The organism is Bradyrhizobium sp. LMG 9283, from assembly GCF_045571415.1.
Classification (GTDB): Bacteria; Pseudomonadota; Alphaproteobacteria; order Rhizobiales; family Xanthobacteraceae; genus Bradyrhizobium.
Genome location: NZ_CP120691.1, coordinates 3,796,854 through 3,815,939, shown reverse-complemented (window position 1 = coordinate 3,815,939; position 19,086 = coordinate 3,796,854). Strand labels below are relative to the sequence as shown.

Genomic DNA, 19,086 nt, shown 5'->3' with positions numbered 1-19,086 from the left:
CTTTGCGCCAGCCCAGCCGGCGCTCAACATTTCCCTGAAGTCAGTCGGCTAAAGCCAACAGATCAGGCGCTTTTCTTGTGTTCGCCCCGGATCACGACCCAGCGCTTCAACTTCGAAATCGGCTTCGTTTCCTCGATCCACACCATGTCGCCCGGCTTGAACTGGTTGCTCTCATCGTGCGCGTGGTAGTTCTTCGAACGGCGGATCGTCTTCTTGTAGATCGGGTGCGTGAAGCGGCGATCGACGCGCACCACGATGGTCTTGGCTTGCTTGTCGCTGACGACCACGCCCTGCAAAGTACGTTTCGGCATCTTCGTAAGCCTCTTACTTCTTCTTCGCGCGCGTCTGCGCGGCGACGGTCTTGATCCGGGCGATGTCACGGCGAGCCTCGCGCAGGCGCGAGGTGTTCTCGAGCTGCCCGGTGGCGCGCTGGAAGCGCAGGTTGAAGCGCTCCTTCTTCAGGTTCAGGATGGCATCATCCTGCTGGTCGGGGCTCATCGCGCGGATGTCTTCGATCTTCATCTGGGCCATGGCCATTACTCCGCAATGCGCTCGACGAAGCGCGTCTTGATCGGCAGCTTGGCGGCCGCCAGGGTCAGCGCTTCACGCGCCGTCTGGGTGTTGACGCCGTCGATCTCGAACAGCACCCGGCCCGGCTTGACGCGCGCGACCCACAATTCCGGCGAACCCTTGCCGGAGCCCATGCGGACTTCGGCCGGCTTCTTGGACACCGGAACGTCGGGGAACACGCGGATCCAGACGCGGCCGGCGCGCTTCATGTGACGGGTCAGCGCGCGACGGGCGGCTTCGATCTGCCGCGCAGTAACGCGCTCAGGCTCGGTTGCCTTCAGGCCGAACTGGCCGAACGCCAACGTCGCGCCCGAAGACGCAACGCCGTGGATGCGGCCCTTATGCGCCTTCCGGAACTTCGTTTTCTTAGGTTGCATCATGGCTTTAAGCCCTCAAATTCTCAGGTCAGCTCAGGCTGCGGCCGCGTCGCGGCGCTGCCGGCCACCACGATCACCACTGCCGCCCGTCTCGCCCTCGGCCATTCTCTTGTCCTGGGCCATCGGATCGTGCTCGAGGATCTCGCCCTTGAAGATCCAGACCTTGACGCCGCAGGTGCCGAAGGTCGTGAACGCGGTCGCGACGCCGTAGTCGATGTCGGCGCGCAGCGTATGCAGCGGCACGCGACCTTCGCGGTACCACTCCATGCGCGCGATTTCCGCACCACCGAGACGTCCCGAGCAGTTGATGCGGATGCCCTCGGCACCGAGGCGCATCGCCGACTGCACGGCGCGCTTCATGGCACGGCGGAATGCCACGCGGCGCTCGAGCTGCTGCGCGATCGACTCCGCCACCAGCGTCGCATCGAGCTCCGGCTTCCGGATCTCGACGATGTTGATGACGACGTCGGACGAGGTGATGTCGGCGACCTTCTTGCGCAGCTTGTCGATGTCCGCGCCCTTCTTGCCGATCACCACACCCGGACGGGCCGAGTGGATGGTGACGCGGCACTTCTTGTGCGGACGCTCGATCACGATGCGGGCGACGGCCGCCTGCTTGAGCTCCTTGTGCAGGATCTCACGGATCTTGACGTCCTCGTGCAGCAGCTTGCCATATTCCTGCTTGCCGGCGAACCAGCGGGAATCCCAGGTCCGGTTGATGCCGAGACGCAGACCGATCGGATTGATCTTTTGACCCATCGTGTTCTCCTGCGCCCTTAAGCGGCGGCTTCAGCTTCGACCTGACGAACGATGATCGTCAGCTGCGAAAACGGTTTGTAGACACGGCCCGAACGGCCGCGGCCGCGAGCGGCAAAGCGCTTCATCACGAGGCCGTTGCCGACGAAGGCCTGCGCCACGACGAGATCGTCCACATCGAGGTCGTGGTTGTTCTCGGCGTTGGCGATAGCCGATTCCAGGCACTTCTTCACGTCGACCGCGATCCGCTTGCGCGAAAACTGCAGGTCGGCGAGCGCGGCAGACGCCTTCCGGCCGCGAATGAGCTGGGCGACCAGGTTGAGCTTCTGCGGGCTCACCCGCAGCATCCGGGCGACCGCCTTGGCCTCGTTGTCGGCGAGGCTCCGTTCGCGCTTAGGTTTGCTCATCGTTTAATCCTCAAGCCTTCTTGGCTTTCTTGTCGCCGGAGTGGCCATGGAAGGTCCGGGTCGGCGAGAACTCGCCGAACTTGTGACCGACCATTTCCTCGTTGACGGCCACCGGCACGTGCTTCTGACCGTTGTAGACGCCGAAGGTCAGGCCGACGAACTGCGGCAGGATCGTCGAGCGACGGCTCCAGATCTTGATGACGTCGTGACGGCCGGACGCGCGCGCGGCATCTGCCTTCTTGAGCAGAGAACCCTCGACGAACGGGCCTTTCCAGACTGAACGAACCATGTCCGGCGTTCCTTACTTCTTCCGCTTGTGGCGGCTTAGGAGAATGAATTTGTTGGTCGACTTGTTGGTACGGGTCTTCTTACCCTTGGTCGGCTTGCCCCACGGGGTGACCGGGTGACGACCGCCCGAGGTGCGACCTTCACCACCGCCGTGCGGATGGTCGATCGGGTTCATCGCGACACCGCGGTTGTGCGGCCTGCGGCCCATCCAACGCTTGCGACCGGCCTTGCCGATCGAGGTGTTCATGTGATCCGGGTTCGACACCGCGCCGATCGTGCCGCGGCAACGGCCGTGCACCAGGCGCTGCTCGCCCGAGTTCAGGCGGATGATCACGTAATCCTGGTCGCGACCGACGAGCTGGGCGTAGGTGCCGGCGGAACGGGCGAGCTGGCCGCCCTTCCCGATCTTGACCTCGATGTTGTGGATGATCGTGCCGACCGGCATGTTGCCGAGTGGCATGACGTTGCCCGGCTTCACGTCGACATAGTTGCCGGCGATGATGATGTCACCCACGGCCAGGCGCTGCGGCGCCAGGATGTAGGCCTGCTCGCCGTCCTGATACTTGATCAGGGCGATGAAGCCGGTGCGGTTCGGATCATACTCCAGCCGCTCGACGGTCGCGGGAATGTCGACCTTCTCGCGCTTGAAGTCGACGGTGCGCAGCGTCTGCTTGTGACCACCGCCGCGGAAACGCACGGTGATGCGACCGGTATTGTTGCGGCCGCCCGAGGACTTCTTGCCCTCGGTGAGCGCCTTGAGCGGCTTGCCCTTGTAGAGGGCCGAACGATCGACCATGACCAGCTGGCGCTGGCCCGGCGTCGTGGGATTGAATGTCTTCAGTGCCATCGTCGTACGACCTTACAGACCGGTGGTGACGTCGATCCGGTGACCCTCTTCGAGAGTCACGATCGCGCGTTTGCTGTTCGACTGCGAGCCGATGGTGCCGCGGAAGGCCTTGACCTTGCCCTTGCGGACCAGCGTGTTGACGCTCTTGACCTTGACGTCGAACAGCTTCTCGATCGCTTCCTTGATCTGCGGCTTGGTCGCCTTGGCGGCCACCTTGAACAGCACCTTGTTGTGCTCCGAAGCGATCGTCGCCTTTTCGGTCACGACCGGCGACAGGATCACGTCATAGTGGCGAGGCTCGATGTTCTTGCTCATTTGAAGCGCGCCTCCAGCGCATCGATGGCGGCCTTGGTCAGAACGAGTTTCTGACGGCGCAGGATGTCATAGACGTTGATGCCCTGGATCGGCAGCACGTCCATGTTCGGGATGTTGCGAGCCGCGGCGGCGAAGCCGTTGTTGAGCTCGGCGCCATCGATGATCAGCGCGTTGGTGAGCCCGAGGCCCGAGAAGTGGCCGAGCAACGCCTTGGTCTTGGCGGTCTCGAGCGCGGCCTTCTCGATCACGACGAGATCGCCGTCCTTGGCCTTGGCCGAGAGCGCATGCTTGAGTGCCAGGGCGCGAACCTTCTTCGGCAGGTCGGTGGCGTGCGAACGCACCACCGGACCGAAGGCACGGCCGCCACCGCGGAACTGCGGCACGCGGGCCGAGCCGTGACGAGCACCGCCGGTGCCCTTCTGCTTGTACATCTTCTTGCCGGTGCGCCAGATCTCGGCGCGACCCTTGGCCTTGTGCGTGCCGGCCTGGCGCTTGTTGAGCTGCCACTGCACGCAGCGCGCGATGATGTCCTCGCGCGGCTCGAGGCCGAAAATGGCGTCGGAGAGCTGGACCGAGCCGGCTTCCTTACCTTCGAGGGTGGTGACCTTCAATTCCATCTCACGCCTCCTGCGCAGCCGGAGCGGCTTCCGCGTCGCCAGCAACCTTGAACTTGCCGGGCTTCGGAGCTTCCTTCGGCAGCGGCTTCTTGACGGCATCGCGCACGCGGATCCAACCGCCCTTGGAGCCGGGAACGGCGCCTTCGACGAGGATCAGGCCGCGCTCGACATCGGTCTGGACGACGCGAAGGTTGAGCGTGGTGATGCGATCGACACCCATGTGGCCGGGCATCTTCTTGTTCTTCCAGGTCTTGCCGGGGTCCTGACGGCCACCGGTCGAACCGATCGAGCGGTGCGAGATCGACACACCGTGCGTGGCGCGCAGACCGCCGAAGTTCCAGCGCTTCATGCCGCCGGCGAAGCCCTTACCGACCGAGGTACCCGTGACGTCGACGAACTGGCCGACGACGAAGTGGTCGGCCTGGATCTCGGCGCCGACCGGGATCATGGCATCCGCAGAGACGCGGAATTCCTCGACCTGGCGCTTCGGCTCGACTTTGGCGACCGCGAACTGGCCGCGCTCGGCCTTGGGCATGTAAACGGTCTTGCGGCTGCCCGAACCGAGCTGGAGCGCGACGTAACCGTTCTTCTCTTCGGTGCGGTGGCCTACGACCTGGCAATTGCCGAGCTTCAGCACGGTCACGGGGATATGTTCGCCGGCCTCCGTGAAGACCCGCGTCATCCCGACCTTTTGTGCGATCACTCCGGAGCGCATCGGCTTGCTTCCTGTTCTCTTTGTCCGCTTTTGGCGAACGGGATCCAAAATCTTAGAGCTTGATCTCGACGTCGACACCGGCGGCTAGGTCGAGCTTCATCAAAGCATCGACGGTCTGCGGGGTCGGATCGACGATGTCGAGCAGGCGCTTGTGGGTGCGCATCTCGAACTGTTCGCGGCTCTTCTTGTCGACGTGGGGCGAACGGTTGACGGTGAACTTCTCGATGCGGGTGGGCAGCGGAATGGGTCCGCGGACCTGCGCGCCGGTGCGCTTCGCCGTGTTCACGATCTCGCGGGTCGACGTATCGAGGATACGATGGTCGAACGCTTTGAGACGGATACGAATGTTTTGGCCGTTCATTGCCGTGGTCTCTCTTCAGTGGGTGGCGAATAGCGAATAGCGAATGTCACCATTCGCTACTCGCCGTCCCTTTTCTCGTAATTACTCGATGATCGAGGCGACGACGCCGGCGCCGACGGTGCGGCCGCCTTCGCGGATCGCGAAGCGGAGCTTCTCTTCCATCGCGATCGGCACGATCAGGTGCACTTCCATCGCGATGTTGTCGCCCGGCATCACCATCTCGGTGCCTTCCGGCAGGTGCACGACACCGGTCACGTCGGTGGTGCGGAAGTAGAACTGCGGACGGTAGTTGGTGAAGAACGGGGTGTGGCGACCGCCCTCTTCCTTGGTGAGGATGTAGGCCTCAGCCTTGAACTTGGTGTGCGGCTTGACCGAACCCGGCTTGGCCAGAACCTGGCCGCGCTCGACGTCCTCGCGCTTGGTGCCGCGGAGCAGCGCGCCGATGTTGTCGCCGGCCTGGCCCTGGTCGAGCAGCTTGCGGAACATTTCGACGCCGGTGACGGTGGTCTTCTGGGTCGCACGCAGACCGACGATCTCGATTTCCTCGCCGACCTTGACGACGCCGCGCTCGACACGACCGGTCACGACGGTACCGCGGCCCGAGATCGAGAACACGTCTTCAACCGGCATCAGGAACGGCTGGTCGATCGGACGCTCCGGCTGCGGGATGTACTCGTCGACGTTGCGCATCAGCTCGAGGATGGCGTCGTGGCCGAGCTTCTTGTCGGAGTCTTCGAGAGCGGCGAGCGCCGAACCCTTGATGATCGGGATCTTGTCGCCGGGGAATTCGTACTTCGAGAGCAGCTCGCGGACTTCGAGCTCGACGAGCTCGAGCAGCTCCGGATCGTCGACCATGTCGCACTTGTTGAGGAACACGACGAGCGCGGGCACGCCGACCTGGCGGGCGAGCAGGATGTGCTCGCGGGTCTGCGGCATCGGGCCGTCAGCGGCCGACACGACCAGGATCGCACCGTCCATCTGGGCGGCGCCGGTGATCATGTTCTTGACGTAGTCGGCGTGGCCGGGGCAGTCGACGTGGGCGTAGTGGCGGTTCGTGGTCTCGTACTCGACGTGCGCGGTCGAGATGGTGATGCCGCGCGCCTTCTCTTCCGGCGCCTTGTCGATCTGATCGTACGCGGTGAACGTCGCACCGCCGGTCTCGGCGAGGATCTTGGTGATCGCCGCGGTCAGCGACGTCTTGCCATGGTCGACGTGACCGATGGTGCCGATGTTGCAGTGCGGCTTGGTACGTTCAAACTTTGCTTTGGCCATTTGACTCTCCGTTCAATCGTCGGCTTGAGACCGACGATAATCAGGCAAACTTCTTCTGGACTTCTGCCGACACGTTGGCCGGCGCTTCTGCGTAGTGGTCGAACTGCATGGTGAAGGTCGCGCGCCCCTGGCTCATGGAGCGCAGGTTGTTCACGTAACCGAACATGTTCATGAGCGGCACCATCGCATTGATGACGTTGGCATTGCCGCGCATGTCCTGCCCCTGGATCTGGCCGCGCCGGGAATTCAGGTCGCCGATGACCGAGCCGGTGTAGTCTTCCGGGGTCACCACCTCGACCTTCATGATCGGCTCGAGCAGGACGGACTTGCCCATCTGCAGCGCTTCGCGGAAGCAGGCGCGCGAAGCGATTTCGAAGGCGAGCGCCGACGAGTCGACGTCGTGATACTTGCCGTCGACGAGCTGCACCTTGACGTCAACCACGGGGAAGCCCGCGACCACGCCGGACGACAGCACGCTCTCCAGGCCCTTCTCGACGCCGGGGATGTATTCCTTCGGCACCGCACCGCCGACGATCTTCGATTCGAACTCGAAGCCCTTGCCGGGCTCGTTCGGCTCGACGATGAACGACACGGCCGCGAACTGGCCGGTACCGCCGGTCTGCTTCTTGTGGGTGTAGCTGTGCTCCACCCGCTTGGTGATGCGCTCGCGGAACGCCACCTGCGGCGCGCCGATGTTGGCGTCGACCTTGTAGGTACGCTTGAGGATGTCGACCTTGATGTCGAGATGGAGTTCGCCCATGCCCTTGAGGATGGTCTGGCCGGACTCATGGTCGGTCGACACGCGGAAGGACGGATCCTCCGCGGCGAGCTTGGCCAACGCCACGCCCAGCTTCTCCTGGTCGGCCTTGGACTTCGGCTCGATCGCGATCTCGATGACCGGCTCGGGGAATTCCATCTTCTCGAGGATGACCTGATGGTCGGGATCGCACAGCGTGTCACCGGTGCGCGCTTCCTTCAGGCCGGCCAGCGCGACGATGTCGCCGGCGTAGGCCTCCTTGATGTCCTCGCGGTTGTTCGCATGCATCAACAGCATGCGCCCGATCCGCTCCTTCTTCTCGCGGGTCGAGTTCACGACGCCGGTGCCGCTCTGCAGGATGCCGGAATAGATGCGGCAGAAGGTGATCGTGCCGACGAACGGGTCGTCCATGATCTTGAACGCGAGCAGCGCCAGCGGCTCCTTGTCGTCAGCCTTGCGCACGACTTCGTTGCCCTTGTCGTCGGTGCCCTTGATCGCGGGCACGTCGAGCGGCGACGGCAGATAGTCGACGACGGCGTCGAGCAGCGGCTGCACGCCTTTGTTCTTGAAGGCCGAGCCGCACAGCACGGGATAGAACGCGCCGGTCAGCACCGCCTTGCGGATCAGGCGCTTCAGCGTCGCCTCGTCCGGCTCCTTGCCGTCGAGGTAAGCGGCCATGGCGTCGTCGTCGAGCTCGACGGCCGCTTCCACCATCTTCTCGCGGTATTCCTTGGCCTGGTCGACGAGGTCTTCCGGAATGTCGACATAGTCGAACTTCGCGCCGAGCGATTCATCGTTCCAAACGACGCCCTTCATCTTCACGAGGTCGACGAGACCCTTGAAGTTGTTCTCGGCGCCGATCGGCAGCTGGATCGCGACGGGCTTGGCGCCCAGACGATCGACGATGTCGGACAGACACTTGAAGAAGTCCGCGCCGATCTTGTCCATCTTGTTGGCGAAGACAATGCGCGGAACCTTGTACTTGTCGCCCTGGCGCCAGACGGTCTCGGTCTGGGGCTCGACGCCCTGGTTGGAGTCGAGCACGCAGACGGCGCCGTCGAGCACACGCAGAGAACGCTCGACTTCGATGGTGAAGTCGACGTGGCCGGGCGTGTCGATGATGTTCAGGCGCTTGCCGTTCCAGAAGGCGGTGGTCGCAGCCGAGGTGATCGTGATGCCACGCTCCTGCTCCTGCTCCATCCAGTCCATCGTCGCGGCACCTTCGTGCACTTCGCCGATCTTGTGGCTCTTGCCGGTGTAATAGAGGATGCGCTCGGTCGTCGTCGTCTTGCCGGCGTCGATATGCGCCATGATACCGAAGTTACGGTAGTCCTCGATGGCATGTTGGCGGGGCATAGAGTGTTCCTTGCGAGTCCGTTTGTTTCGCCGTTACCAGCGATAGTGCGAGAAGGCGCGGTTGGCTTCCGCCATGCGGTGCACGTCTTCGCGCTTCTTGACGGCGTTCCCCCGGTTGTTCGATGCGTCCAAGAGCTCCGCCGAGAGCCGCTCGGTCATCGTCTTCTCGTTGCGCTCGCGCGCAGCCGCGATCAGCCAGCGGATGCCCAAGGCCTGCCGGCGGGTCGAGCGAACCTCGACCGGAACCTGATAGGTCGCGCCGCCGACGCGGCGGGAGCGCACCTCGATCGTCGGCATGACGTTCTCGAGCGCCTGCTCGAACACACCGAGCGGGTTCTGCTTGGTCTTGGATTCGATGATGCCGAACGCGCCGTAGACGATACCTTCGGCGACCGACTTCTTGCCGGCATACATCACCGAGTTCATGAACTTCGTGACGATGATGTTCCCGAACTTCGGATCCGGGAGAACTTCGCGCTTTTCCGCAGAGTGGCGACGAGACATAGGCTTGGTTCCCGCTTACTTCGGACGCTTGGCGCCGTACTTCGAACGACGCTGCTTACGGTTCTTGACGCCCTGGGTATCCAGTACGCCGCGGAGGATGTGGTAGCGCACGCCGGGCAAGTCCTTGACGCGGCCGCCGCGGATCATGACCACCGAGTGCTCCTGGAGGTTATGACCCTCGCCGGGGATGTAGCCGATCACCTCGAAGCCGTTGGTCAGGCGCACCTTGGCGACCTTACGAAGCGCCGAGTTCGGCTTCTTCGGGGTCGTGGTGTAGACGCGCGTGCAAACACCACGCTTCTGCGGCGATTGCTGCAGCGCCGGCACCTTCTTGCGCGACTTCTGCACTTCCCGCGGTTGAGCGATCAGCTGGTTGATCGTCGGCATTCTGGCCTTCACCCTTTTTCTGCCGCGGCCCCTCTCGGGTCCGCTGTCTTGCCGCGGCCCGTCACCGGGTCCGCAAATTCTGTTCGAGCTACCCGCCCGAGGGGCACCTTGCGCGAAATAACCCACGCAAAGCGAAATCGCGCCAACCGCTCCATCAACGAGCGGAAAGCGCTTCGACGCCACAGAGGACCGCAGTAGTGAGGCCGTTCAGCGTAACGCCGCGGCCCGCGCACTGAGGTCATGCATCCGAACTCGATCTCAAGAGAACGTGCTCAAGAGAACTAAAGTCGCACTGGCATTGCCTAGCTATGATCGACAGCGTTTGAGCGGCATTCGTCGAGGCTGGTGCCCGCCTTAGCGACCCCTTATGGATCTAGTCCTTGGGGATCAACGGGTGGCCCGTTCCGACGCTGGCGATGCTCACCGCCTGTCGTTAAGTGAGGCGCTTTCTATAAGTGAGAATCGGTCAAGTCAAGGTGAAACGACAGTCACAAAGCGCTTCTGGCGCCAGCAGAAATAGCCTCTTGGCCGCCGACGCGCGCCCATCCGACATGGGAACGAAGATTGCGATCTGCTAGGCCCGAAAGGGAATTATACCCGGACTAAATGTATTTTTATTATCAAAGTGAGTGCTTTTTCCTGCCCGTGCACAAATCTGCCGGCTGGCGACAGGCTTTCCAGCTTTGTCCGGCGTGCCGCGTTGCTGGGACTCCGATGGTAGTGGGCGATCCACGGGGCCAATGCGCCAAGCCACGTATCGAAAAAAGTCAGCGGCTTCGCGTCGGCCGAACGCCTTACGTCAGAGAATCGGCGACTCGGTGCAGGACCTCGCGTGCTTGCGAGACAAGACATGAATCGACCACGGCGGTTTCCCCAGAGCCGAACGCCTCCGGTCACTCCTCCTCGTCGTCCTCATCGTCCTCATCGTCCTCATCGCTGTCGTCGTCGGCGTGAGCCGTCACGCCATGCGGCTGGTGGATCTGATCGTTCCACAGCTTGCGATAGGTGCCGTTCTTGGCGAGCAGCTCGGCATGGGAGCCGCGCTCGATCGCCCTGCCCCCTGAAATCACGATGATCTCGTCCATCTCGACCACCGACGCCAGACGGTGGGTCGACCAGATCATGGTGCGGCCCTTGGCGAGCTTCAGCAGCGTGCGGTTGATCGCGGCTTCCGTAGTCTGGTCGAGGGCCGAGGTGGCTTCGTCCAGCAGCAGAACGGACGGATTACGGATGATCGCACGCGCGATCGCGATGCGCTGGCGCTGGCCACCCGACAGCGTGTCTCCGCGCTCGCCGACCTGCGTGTCGTATCGCTGCGGCAGGCTCATGATGTAGCGGTGGATCTCGGCCTTCTTGGCCGCCTCCTCCACCTCTTCGTCAGTCGCCCCCTCCTTGCCGAGCCGGATGTTCTCGCGGATCGACATGTTGAACAGCATGTTCTCCTGGAACACCACCGCCATGCTTCGGCGCAGCGAATCCAGCGTCACCTTGCGGACATCGACGCCGTCGATGGCGACGCGGCCTTCGTCGGGCACGTAGAGCCGCAGGATCAGATTGAGCAGCGTGCTCTTGCCGGAGCCTGAAGGGCCGACGATGGCGATGCGCTTGCCGGCCTTGAGCTTGAGGCTGAGATTGTCCAGCACCGGCGTCTGACTGCCCTCGTACTGGAAGGTGACGTGATCGAAATTAATGTCGTTGGTGATGCGCGGCAGATCGGGAGCGCCGGGGCGATCCGCCCCGCGGGTCGGCTCGTCGAGCAGCTCCTGGATGTGGCGGATCGCGGCGGCCGAGGAGATCGACACCGGGATGAAGTGCATCACATGGGCAATGTTGTAGGAGACCTCCCAGAACGCGCTCTCGAAGGTGACGAAGGTGCCGATGGTGATCTGGCCCTTGGTCGCCAGATAGGCGCCGATCGCGAGCACCACGAGGTGCAGGAGGAGCACTGAGATGGTGACCGTCCGCTCCACCATGGTCGAGAGGAACGCGGCCGAGGCAATCTTGTTGCGGGTCTCGTCGTTGCGCAAGATGAAGAAGCCGAACATCTTGCGCTGCAGGCTGAACGCCTTGATCACGGCCTGGGCCGCCACGTTCTCCTGCACCATTCCGAGCAGCGCACTCTCGTTGAGCTTCTGCTCGTAATTGGCCTGCACGGCCTTGGGCGTCAGGATCCGCGGGCCGATCAGGGTGATTGGGAACACCAGCAGGGCGACGACAGCGAGCTGCCAATTGAGGAACACCATCAGGATGATGCCCGCGATCAATTCCAGGAACGGCAGCGCGGCGCTGTTAGCAAAGGTCTTGACCGAACCTTCGAAGGCCGAGAGATCGACCGAGAAGCGCGACAGGATCTCGCCGCGCTTGGTGCGGCCGAAATACGCCGCCGGCAGGTCCTGCACGTGCTCGAACAGGCGCTTGCGGACATCGGAGATGATGCAGGCGGCAAGCCGCGCGTCCCAGCGCTCGTACCAGACCGCAACGATCGAAGTGAAGATACCGGCGACGGCGAGCGCGCCGAGGATCTTATAGAGCGCCTGAAAATCCTCCTCGCCGAGCGCGTCGTCGATCAGGAACTTGAGGCTCAGCGGCATGATGACGTTGAACAACGTCTCGACCACGACGCCGAATGCCACGAACGACAGCATCCGCTTGTAGTTGGAGAGATAGGGTTTGACGAACCCGACGATGGTCGCGAGCGCGCCGGCGGCTTCACGCGCGGTAAAGACGACGAGGTCCTCGTCCTCATCGTCGTCGTCGAGCTCCAGCTCGTCATCCTCCTGGTCTTCGGCGTCCTCGTCGTCTTCGAGGTCCGGCTTGGCGAGGGCAAGCTTGTCGTCGAGCTCGGCCGCATCTTCCGCGGCGAGCTTCTGTTTGTCGGGCGGGAGGGGCTTGGACGCCATGAAACCAACCGATGCTGACGGCCGGCATGACCGCAGAGAGAACCAGAAAATAGCGGCAACCGCTATTGTACCGATTCTATGCGATCAGGATGAATTCGGCAAAACAATTGGCGAATCCGACCTGCCCCGTGGCTAGTCCTCGTCCTCGACTTTATCGAAGAAGGAATAGCGCAAGGAGTCCGCGTCCGCGTACCACTGCCCCGGCCCCTTGTTGGCGGCGAGCGTCGCCTCCCACAGCACATCGGCACAATCCTTGCGGTGCATCGAAAGCTCGAAACCGTTGCCGAAGAACAGTTCGGACCATTCCCACCAGGTGCCGAGCTTCTTGACCCCACGCAGGAGATCGTAGCGGTCGATCAATGCCGGCGCCATGTCCGAGGTGATCGAGCCGAACACGAGGCCGGTCTTGACCACGCGGTTGAGCGCGCGGATCGCGCGGACCACCTGCTTCGGGGAAACGTGGCAGAGGCTGGTCTCGAACACGAAATCGAACGTGCCGTCCTTGAACGGCAGGTCGGTGACTGATCCGAGCTTGTTGTACTTCTTCAGCGCTTTCGGCGTCTTGGCGTGGATGGCGCGGTTGTTCTCGATTCCCCATGCATCGATGCCGCGATCGCGCAGCGCGCCGACCAGTTCGCCGCTGGCGGAACCCGCGACCAGCAGCTTGGCGCCCGCAGCCTTGCCCCAGACGATGTCGATTAGCCTGGTGAGGTAATCGGGATCGGTGAAGTGCCGCCACGCTTCGTGATAGGGGCCGAGGCCGCGATAGTTCTCGAAATAATCGCGGTCGATCTTGTTCGAGAGCGGCTTGTTCTGCCGCGCGCGTTCGCGGCGCAGGCGCATCATCTCGGTCAGGATGATGTCGGTCGCCGCGTCCGAGGAGTCGAGCAGGCCGTTCAGCGTCGAATCGAACAGATAGTCGCCGACCACCACGATGCCGGGATGCTCCTTCGGCTCGGGCCGGTGATTGGTCATGACATCGCGTACGGGCAAACCGCCCGGCAGCGCGTTCACCGACGACAGCCAGCGGTGGATCTTGCCTTCCATGAAATGCAAACGCGCATCACCGAGAGAAGCCGGCAGCGATTTCAGGGCGGCATCGATCAGTTCCTGATCCGACAGATTGGCAAAAGCCAGCGCGTCGGAGCCGGGAATGAGCCAGTTCAGAACACCATGCTTGCCGACGTCGTGGCGCGCGCCCTCGTTGTAGACGCAGCAGCCGCCGAAGGCCTCCGACATGAACCAGGCGCCCGGAATCTTCTCGCCCCAGAACGGCTCGTCGAACAGGATCGAGACGCGCAGATAGTGCGCGGGGCGATCGAAATACGAGACGTGCTTGACCATCGACTTGCGCAGCTGCTCGCCTTCCCAACCGAGGGTGGCGAGCCAGGAATGCGGCAGGCAGACCAGCACGAGATCGAAATCGCGGGTCTCCGGTCCCTTGCCGTTCATCATCTTGAGCTGATAGCGGCCGGTCGGCGCCTTGCCGACGGTGAGCACGCGATGATTGAGCTGGATGTCGGCATTGACCTCCGACTGCAGGCACTCGATCAGCTGCTCGTTGCCATTCTGGATGGAATAGAGGCCGATATAGCCGTCGACATCCATCAGATAGTTCTTCAGCGCGTTGAGACCGTTGGTGCTGTGGCTCTCGGTCGCGATGTCGGAGCGCGCCATCACCTTGAAGAAACGCTTTGCCGTGTCGTCCTCGACCTCCTCGTCGAGCACCTGCTCGGCGGTCTTGTAGGCCCAGGGATTCTCGTTGTCGTGCGCGCCGACGCCCTCGTAATATTCGATCGGCGACATCACCTCGGTGCAGCGCTTGCGGAACGCCTCGATCGCGGCCGCGGTCTCGGGGCCGTATTTGCGGCGCATGCCTGGCACGTCATTGAGGAGCTCGCCGCCGAAATGCACCTGCTCGGCGTCCATCGGAATGGTCTGCAGGCCGAAGTGCTGGATCAGCTCGCGCAACGGATCGGGTCCGGTCATGGAGTAATCGTAAATCTCGGCAACACCAGCCTCGTACATCGCGGGCGCCGAATCGAATTTACGCGTGACGATCTTGCCGCCGAGCCGGTCGGAGGCCTCGTAGATGGTGACGCGGCAGAGATCGCCGAGCTTGCGCTTCAGATACCAGGCGCTCATCAGCCCGCCGGGGCCGCCGCCTACGATTGCGAGATCAAGCATGAGAGTTCCGTGGTCTTCCGGCCCTGCCCCGTCACGGGACCACCGGTCTAAGTTCTCCTAGCAGAAGCACTTTTGCGACTGAAGGAAAGATGAACAAAGGTTATCCTGCATCGCAGCAAGCAAAGAAAGCAGCAAAAAGGCCGGCAAAAGCCGGCCTTTTCATTGTCCCCAGTATTCCTACGGATGAACCATCATTCCGCAGGCGGGAGCGCCATCGGCTCCGCTTCCGGCGCGGGCGACACGACGGCCGCCTGCTTCTCGCGCTCGTCCAGGATCAGCTTGTCGCGCTTCATGGCGACTTCGCGGATCTTGGCCATGGAGGCGCCGGTGCCCGCCGGGATCAGCCGGCCGACGATGACGTTCTCCTTGAGGCCTTCGAGTGGATCGATCTTGCCGTTGACCGCCGCTTCGGTGAGGACGCGGGTGGTCTCCTGGAACGATGCCGCCGAGAAGAAGGAGCGGGTCTGGAGGCTTGCCTTGGTAATGCCGAGCAGAACCGGCGTTCCCGTGGCGGGCTTCTTGCCCTCTTCCTTGGCCTTCGCGTTCAGCGCGTCGAACTCGATCTTGTCGACCTGCTCGCCGGAGATCATGTCCGTATCGCCCTGATCGGTGATTTCCACCTTCTGGAGCATCTGACGGACAATCACCTCGATGTGCTTGTCGTTGATGAGCACGCCCTGCAGCCGGTAGACCTCCTGGATCTCGTTGACCAGATAGGCCGCGAGTTCCTCGATGCCCTTCACCGCAAGGATATCGTGGGGCGCCGGGTTGCCTTCCACGATGAAGTCGCCCTTTTCGACGACGTCGCCGTCCTGAAGGTGGATGTGCTTGCCCTTCGGGATCAGGTACTCGCGCGGCTCGTCGGTCTTGTCCATCGGCTCGATCGAGATGCGACGCTTGTTCTTGTAGTCGCGCCCGAACCGGATGGTGCCCGCGATTTCGGCGATGATCGCCGCATCCTTCGGACGCCGAGCCTCGAACAGTTCCGCCACCCGCGGCAGACCGCCGGTGATGTCACGCGTCTTGGCGCTTTCGGTCGAGACACGGGCGAGAATATCGCCCGGCTGGACCTTGGCTCCGATGTCGACCGAGAGAATCGCGTCGACCGACAGCATGTAGCGGGCATCGCCGCCACGGGCGAGCTTGAGCACCTTGCCGTCCTTGCCCTTGACCACGATGGCCGGACGAAGGTCCGAGCCGCCGCGCGTCGAGCGCCAGTCGATGACCACGCGCTTGGCGATACCGGTGGCTTCGTCGAGCGTTTCCGAGATCGACTGCCCCTCGAGCAGATCCTCGAAGCCGATGGTTCCTTCGACTTCGGTGAGCAGCGGACGGGTGTAGGGATCCCACTCGACGATGCGCTGGCCGCGCTTGACCATGTCGCCCTCGTCGACGTGCAGGCGCGAACCGTACTGGATACGGTGCGTCGCACGCTCGGTGCCGTCGGCGTCGACGATCGCGACAACCATGTTGCGCACCATCGCGATCAGGTGACCTTCGCTGTTGCGGGCGATGGCCTTGTTCCTGATCACGATCTTGCCGTCGAAGTTGGCTTCGACGAAGGACTGCTCGTTGAGCTGCGCCGCACCGCCGATGTGGAAGGTGCGCATGGTGAGCTGGGTGCCCGGCTCGCCGATCGACTGCGCCGCGATGACGCCGACCGCTTCGCCGTGGTTGACCGGCGTGCCGCGGGCGAGGTCGCGGCCGTAGCACTTGCCGCAGATTCCGTTGACGAGCTCGCAGGTCAGCGCCGAGCGGATCTTCACCTCCTGGATGCCGGCCTGATGGATGGCATCCACGTGGCTTTCTTCCATCAGCGTGTCGCGCTTGACGATCACCTTGCCCGAGCCGTCACGCACGTCTTCGCAGGCCGTGCGTCCGAGGATGCGCGAGCCGAGCGAGGCGACCACGGTGCCGGCGTCGACGATGGCGCGCATCTTGATGCCGAGCTTGGTGCCGCAGTCGCTCTGCGTGATGATGCAGTCCTGCGCCACGTCGACGAGACGACGGGTCAGGTAGCCGGAGTTTGCGGTCTTCAACGCGGTGTCCGCGAGGCCCTTGCGGGCGCCGTGGGTCGAGTTGAAGTACTCGAGCACCGAGAGGCCTTCCTTGAAGTTCGAGATGATCGGCGTCTCGATGATCTCGCCCGACGGCTTGGCCATCAGGCCGCGCATGCCGGCGAGCTGGCGCATCTGGGCCGGCGAACCGCGGGCACCCGAATGAGCCATCATGTAGATCGAGTTGATGTCGGCGTCGGCTCCGCTCGCCGTCTTCTTGGTGGCGGAGATCTCCTTCATCATCGCCTTGGCGATTTCTTCCGTGGCCTTCGACCATGCGTCGACGACCTTGTTGTACTTCTCGCCATGCGTGATCAGACCGTCGTTGTACTGCTGCTCGAAATCCTTCGCCAGCGTACGGGTGGTATCGACGATCTTCCACTTGCCGTTCGGCACGACCATGTCGTCCTTGCCGAACGAAATGCCGGCCTTGAACGCGTTGTAGAAGCCGAGCGCCATGATGCGGTCGCAGAAGATCACCGTCTCCTTCTGGCCGCAGTGGCGGTAGACCTGGTCGATGACGCCCGAGATCTCGCGCTTGGTCATCAGCTTGTTGATGATCTCGTACGAGATCTTCGGATGCTTCGGCAGCAGGTTGCCGAGCATGACGCGGCCGGCGGTGGTCTCGATCCAGCGCTTGGAGACCTTGCCGGTCTCGTCCATGCCTTCCCACCGGTACTTGATCTTGGTGTGGAGGTGGATGACCTTCGCGTGCAGGGCGTGCTCGAGCTCCGCCATGTCGCCGAACACCTTGCCCTCGCCGGGCAGGCCTTCGCGCATGATCGAGACGTAGTACAGACCGAGCACGATGTCCTGCGACGGCACGATGATCGGCTGGCCGTTCGCCGGATGCAGGATGTTGTTAGTCGACATCATCAGGACGCGCGCTTCCAGCTGCGCTTCGAGCGACAGCGGAACGTGCACAGCCATCTGGTCGCCGTCGAAGTCGGCGTTGAACGCGGAGCAGACCAGCGGGTGAAGCTGGATCGCCTTGCCCTCGATCAGCACGGGCTCGAACGCCTGGATGCCGAGGCGGTGCAGCGTCGGCGCGCGGTTGAGCAGCACCGGATGCTCGCGGATCACCTCGTCCAGGATGTCCCAGACCTCGGGCCGCTCCTTCTCGACCAGCTTCTTGGCCTGCTTCACGGTGGTGGAAAGCCCCTTGGCGTCGAGCCGCGAATAGATGAACGGCTTGAACAGCTCGAGCGCCATCTTCTTCGGCAGGCCGCACTGATGCAGGCGCAGCTCGGGACCAACCACGATCACCGAACGGCCTGAATAGTCGACGCGCTTGCCGAGCAGGTTCTGGCGGAAGCGGCCCTGCTTGCCCTTGAGCATGTCGGCGAGCGACTTCAGCGGGCGCTTATTGGCACCGGTGATGACGCGGCCGCGCCGGCCGTTGTCGAACAGCGCATCGACCGCCTCCTGAAGCATGCGCTTCTCGTTGCGGATGATGATGTCGGGCGCGCGCAGCTCCATCAGCCGCTTCAAGCGGTTATTGCGGTTGATGACACGGCGGTAGAGGTCGTTGAGGTCCGACGTCGCGAAGCGGCCGCCGTCCAGCGGCACCAGCGGACGCAGGTCCGGCGGGATCACCGGGACCACGGTCATGATCATCCATTCCGGCTTGTTGCCGGAGTGGCGGAACGCTTCCACGATCTTCAGGCGCTTGGCGAGCTTCTTATGCTTGATATCGGAGTCGGTCTCCTGCATCTCGGCACGCAGCGAGGCCTCGAGCTTCTCGAGGTCCATGCCCTTGAGCAGCTCGCGGATCGCCTCGGCACCGATCATGGCGGTGAAGGAATCCTGGCCGTACTCATCCTGCGCCTTCAGATACTCGTCTTCCGACAAGAGCTGGCGGTCCTTCAGCGCGGTGAGGCCCGGCTCGAGCACGACGTAGTATTCGAAGTAGAGGATCCGCTCGAGATCCTTCAGCGTCATGTCGAGCAGGAGGCCGATGCGCGAGGGCAGCGACTTCAGGAACCAGATGTGGGCGACGGGAGCTGCGAGCTCGATATGGCCCATGCGCTCGCGCCGGACGCGCGACAGCGTGACCTCGACCGAGCACTTCTCGCAGATGATGCCCTTGTACTTCATGCGCTTGTACTTGCCGCACAAGCACTCATAGTCCTTGATCGGCCCGAAGATGCGGGCGCAGAACAGGCCGTCGCGCTCGGGCTTGAAGGTCCGGTAGTTGATGGTCTCCGGCTTCTTGATCTCGCCGTAGGACCAGGACAGAATCTTCTCGGGGGACGCGATCGAGATCCGGATCTGGTCGAAGACCTGAGCCGGCGTCGTCGGGTTGAAGAGATTCATAACTTCTTGGTTCATCGTCTTCTCCTCGCGTGCCGGTCGCCTCCGGCCGCAAATTCGAAAATCACTCAAGCGGGGCGCCCTGCCCTCAAGGCCTCGG

18 protein-coding genes are annotated in these 19,086 nt (G+C 63.1%); all 18 read right to left on the bottom strand.

Annotation, left to right across the window (positions count from 1 at the left end; genetic code table 11):
* Nucleotides 1-62: 62 nt before the first annotated feature.
* Nucleotides 63-311, bottom strand: a complete 249-nt coding sequence (rpsQ, locus tag P6U29_RS17850; RefSeq protein WP_024342452.1) for a 30S ribosomal protein S17 — start codon at nt 309-311, stop codon at nt 63-65.
* Between the two features lie 13 nt (nt 312-324).
* Nucleotides 325-531 (bottom strand): 50S ribosomal protein L29, encoded by a 207-nt coding sequence (rpmC, locus tag P6U29_RS17845; RefSeq protein ID WP_011088144.1) that lies wholly within the window; start codon nt 529-531, stop codon nt 325-327.
* Nucleotides 532-536: 5 nt separating this feature from the next.
* Nucleotides 537-950, bottom strand: a complete 414-nt coding sequence (gene rplP / locus P6U29_RS17840; RefSeq protein ID WP_008136349.1) for a 50S ribosomal protein L16 — start codon at nt 948-950, stop codon at nt 537-539.
* Nucleotides 951-980: 30 nt separating this feature from the next.
* The gene (gene rpsC / locus P6U29_RS17835; RefSeq protein WP_130212057.1) at nt 981-1,706 is read right to left on the bottom strand and encodes a 30S ribosomal protein S3; all 726 of its coding nucleotides are present in this window, start codon (nt 1,704-1,706) and stop codon (nt 981-983) included.
* Nucleotides 1,707-1,723: 17 nt separating this feature from the next.
* Complete coding sequence (gene rplV / locus P6U29_RS17830) at nt 1,724-2,110, bottom strand: 50S ribosomal protein L22 (RefSeq protein ID WP_008549264.1); 387 nt, start codon at nt 2,108-2,110, stop codon at nt 1,724-1,726.
* 10 nt (nt 2,111-2,120) lie between these two features.
* Nucleotides 2,121-2,399 (bottom strand): 30S ribosomal protein S19, encoded by a 279-nt coding sequence (gene rpsS / locus P6U29_RS17825; protein ID WP_008136357.1) that lies wholly within the window; start codon nt 2,397-2,399, stop codon nt 2,121-2,123.
* A gap of 12 nt (nt 2,400-2,411) precedes the next feature.
* A complete protein-coding gene (gene rplB / locus P6U29_RS17820; RefSeq protein ID WP_407118765.1) occupies nt 2,412-3,245 on the bottom strand; it encodes a 50S ribosomal protein L2 in 834 nt (277 codons plus the stop codon).
* A gap of 12 nt (nt 3,246-3,257) precedes the next feature.
* Complete coding sequence (locus tag P6U29_RS17815) at nt 3,258-3,560, bottom strand: 50S ribosomal protein L23 (RefSeq protein WP_025036992.1); 303 nt, start codon at nt 3,558-3,560, stop codon at nt 3,258-3,260.
* Nucleotides 3,557-4,177, bottom strand: a complete 621-nt coding sequence (rplD, locus tag P6U29_RS17810; RefSeq protein ID WP_091894751.1) for a 50S ribosomal protein L4 — start codon at nt 4,175-4,177, stop codon at nt 3,557-3,559. Before rplD ends, P6U29_RS17815 begins: the two co-directional genes overlap by 4 nt.
* A gap of 1 nt (nt 4,178) precedes the next feature.
* Entirely contained in the window at nt 4,179-4,892 is a 714-nt protein-coding gene (rplC, locus tag P6U29_RS17805) for a 50S ribosomal protein L3 (protein ID WP_407118764.1), read from the bottom strand.
* A 52-nt stretch (nt 4,893-4,944) separates the two neighbouring features.
* Nucleotides 4,945-5,253, bottom strand: a complete 309-nt coding sequence (rpsJ, locus tag P6U29_RS17800; RefSeq protein WP_002712302.1) for a 30S ribosomal protein S10 — start codon at nt 5,251-5,253, stop codon at nt 4,945-4,947.
* Nucleotides 5,254-5,334: 81 nt separating this feature from the next.
* The gene (gene tuf / locus P6U29_RS17795; RefSeq protein ID WP_027574053.1) at nt 5,335-6,525 is read right to left on the bottom strand and encodes an elongation factor Tu; all 1,191 of its coding nucleotides are present in this window, start codon (nt 6,523-6,525) and stop codon (nt 5,335-5,337) included.
* Between the two features lie 40 nt (nt 6,526-6,565).
* Nucleotides 6,566-8,638: an elongation factor G gene (gene fusA, locus P6U29_RS17790; RefSeq protein ID WP_122402694.1), complete on the bottom strand. Its 2,073-nt coding sequence runs from the start codon at nt 8,636-8,638 to the stop codon at nt 6,566-6,568.
* A gap of 33 nt (nt 8,639-8,671) precedes the next feature.
* Nucleotides 8,672-9,142, bottom strand: coding sequence for a 30S ribosomal protein S7 (gene rpsG / locus P6U29_RS17785; RefSeq protein ID WP_018647239.1), 471 nt, complete (start codon nt 9,140-9,142; stop codon nt 8,672-8,674).
* A 15-nt stretch (nt 9,143-9,157) separates the two neighbouring features.
* Nucleotides 9,158-9,529 (bottom strand): 30S ribosomal protein S12, encoded by a 372-nt coding sequence (rpsL, locus tag P6U29_RS17780; RefSeq protein WP_007603006.1) that lies wholly within the window; start codon nt 9,527-9,529, stop codon nt 9,158-9,160.
* 893 nt (nt 9,530-10,422) lie between these two features.
* Complete coding sequence (locus P6U29_RS17775) at nt 10,423-12,429, bottom strand: ABC transporter ATP-binding protein (RefSeq protein WP_407118763.1); 2,007 nt, start codon at nt 12,427-12,429, stop codon at nt 10,423-10,425.
* Nucleotides 12,430-12,561: 132 nt separating this feature from the next.
* Nucleotides 12,562-14,616, bottom strand: a complete 2,055-nt coding sequence (locus tag P6U29_RS17770; protein WP_407118762.1) for an FAD-dependent oxidoreductase — start codon at nt 14,614-14,616, stop codon at nt 12,562-12,564.
* A 191-nt stretch (nt 14,617-14,807) separates the two neighbouring features.
* Nucleotides 14,808-19,004 carry a DNA-directed RNA polymerase subunit beta' gene (gene rpoC / locus P6U29_RS17765; protein WP_407118761.1) on the bottom strand — a complete coding sequence of 1,399 codons (4,197 nt, stop codon included), beginning with the start codon at nt 19,002-19,004 and terminating at the stop codon, nt 14,808-14,810.
* Between the last annotated feature and the right edge of the window lie 82 nt (nt 19,005-19,086).

What these genes read in the sequence shown, in the direction of transcription:
- rpsG (WP_018647239.1), bottom strand. Translation starts at nt 9,142, where the DNA reads ATGTCTCGTCGCCACTCTGCGGAAAAGCGCGAAGTTCTCCCGGATCCG.
- rpsL (WP_007603006.1), bottom strand. Translation starts at nt 9,529, where the DNA reads ATGCCGACGATCAACCAGCTGATCGCTCAACCGCGGGAAGTGCAGAAG.
- rpoC (WP_407118761.1), bottom strand. Translation starts at nt 19,004, where the DNA reads ATGAACCAAGAAGTTATGAATCTCTTCAACCCGACGACGCCGGCTCAG.
- rplC (WP_407118764.1), bottom strand. Translation starts at nt 4,892, where the DNA reads ATGCGCTCCGGAGTGATCGCACAAAAGGTCGGGATGACGCGGGTCTTC.
- rpsC (WP_130212057.1), bottom strand. Translation starts at nt 1,706, where the DNA reads ATGGGTCAAAAGATCAATCCGATCGGTCTGCGTCTCGGCATCAACCGG.
- fusA (WP_122402694.1), bottom strand. Translation starts at nt 8,638, where the DNA reads ATGCCCCGCCAACATGCCATCGAGGACTACCGTAACTTCGGTATCATG.
- rplB (WP_407118765.1), bottom strand. Translation starts at nt 3,245, where the DNA reads ATGGCACTGAAGACATTCAATCCCACGACGCCGGGCCAGCGCCAGCTG.
- rpmC (WP_011088144.1), bottom strand. Translation starts at nt 531, where the DNA reads ATGGCCCAGATGAAGATCGAAGACATCCGCGCGATGAGCCCCGACCAG.
- P6U29_RS17775 (WP_407118763.1), bottom strand. Translation starts at nt 12,429, where the DNA reads ATGGCGTCCAAGCCCCTCCCGCCCGACAAACAGAAGCTCGCCGCGGAA.
- rpsS (WP_008136357.1), bottom strand. Translation starts at nt 2,399, where the DNA reads ATGGTTCGTTCAGTCTGGAAAGGCCCGTTCGTCGAGGGTTCTCTGCTC.
- P6U29_RS17815 (WP_025036992.1), bottom strand. Translation starts at nt 3,560, where the DNA reads ATGAGCAAGAACATCGAGCCTCGCCACTATGACGTGATCCTGTCGCCG.
- rplV (WP_008549264.1), bottom strand. Translation starts at nt 2,110, where the DNA reads ATGAGCAAACCTAAGCGCGAACGGAGCCTCGCCGACAACGAGGCCAAG.
- rplD (WP_091894751.1), bottom strand. Translation starts at nt 4,177, where the DNA reads ATGGAATTGAAGGTCACCACCCTCGAAGGTAAGGAAGCCGGCTCGGTC.
- tuf (WP_027574053.1), bottom strand. Translation starts at nt 6,525, where the DNA reads ATGGCCAAAGCAAAGTTTGAACGTACCAAGCCGCACTGCAACATCGGC.
- rplP (WP_008136349.1), bottom strand. Translation starts at nt 950, where the DNA reads ATGATGCAACCTAAGAAAACGAAGTTCCGGAAGGCGCATAAGGGCCGC.
- rpsJ (WP_002712302.1), bottom strand. Translation starts at nt 5,253, where the DNA reads ATGAACGGCCAAAACATTCGTATCCGTCTCAAAGCGTTCGACCATCGT.
- rpsQ (WP_024342452.1), bottom strand. Translation starts at nt 311, where the DNA reads ATGCCGAAACGTACTTTGCAGGGCGTGGTCGTCAGCGACAAGCAAGCC.
- P6U29_RS17770 (WP_407118762.1), bottom strand. Translation starts at nt 14,616, where the DNA reads ATGCTTGATCTCGCAATCGTAGGCGGCGGCCCCGGCGGGCTGATGAGC.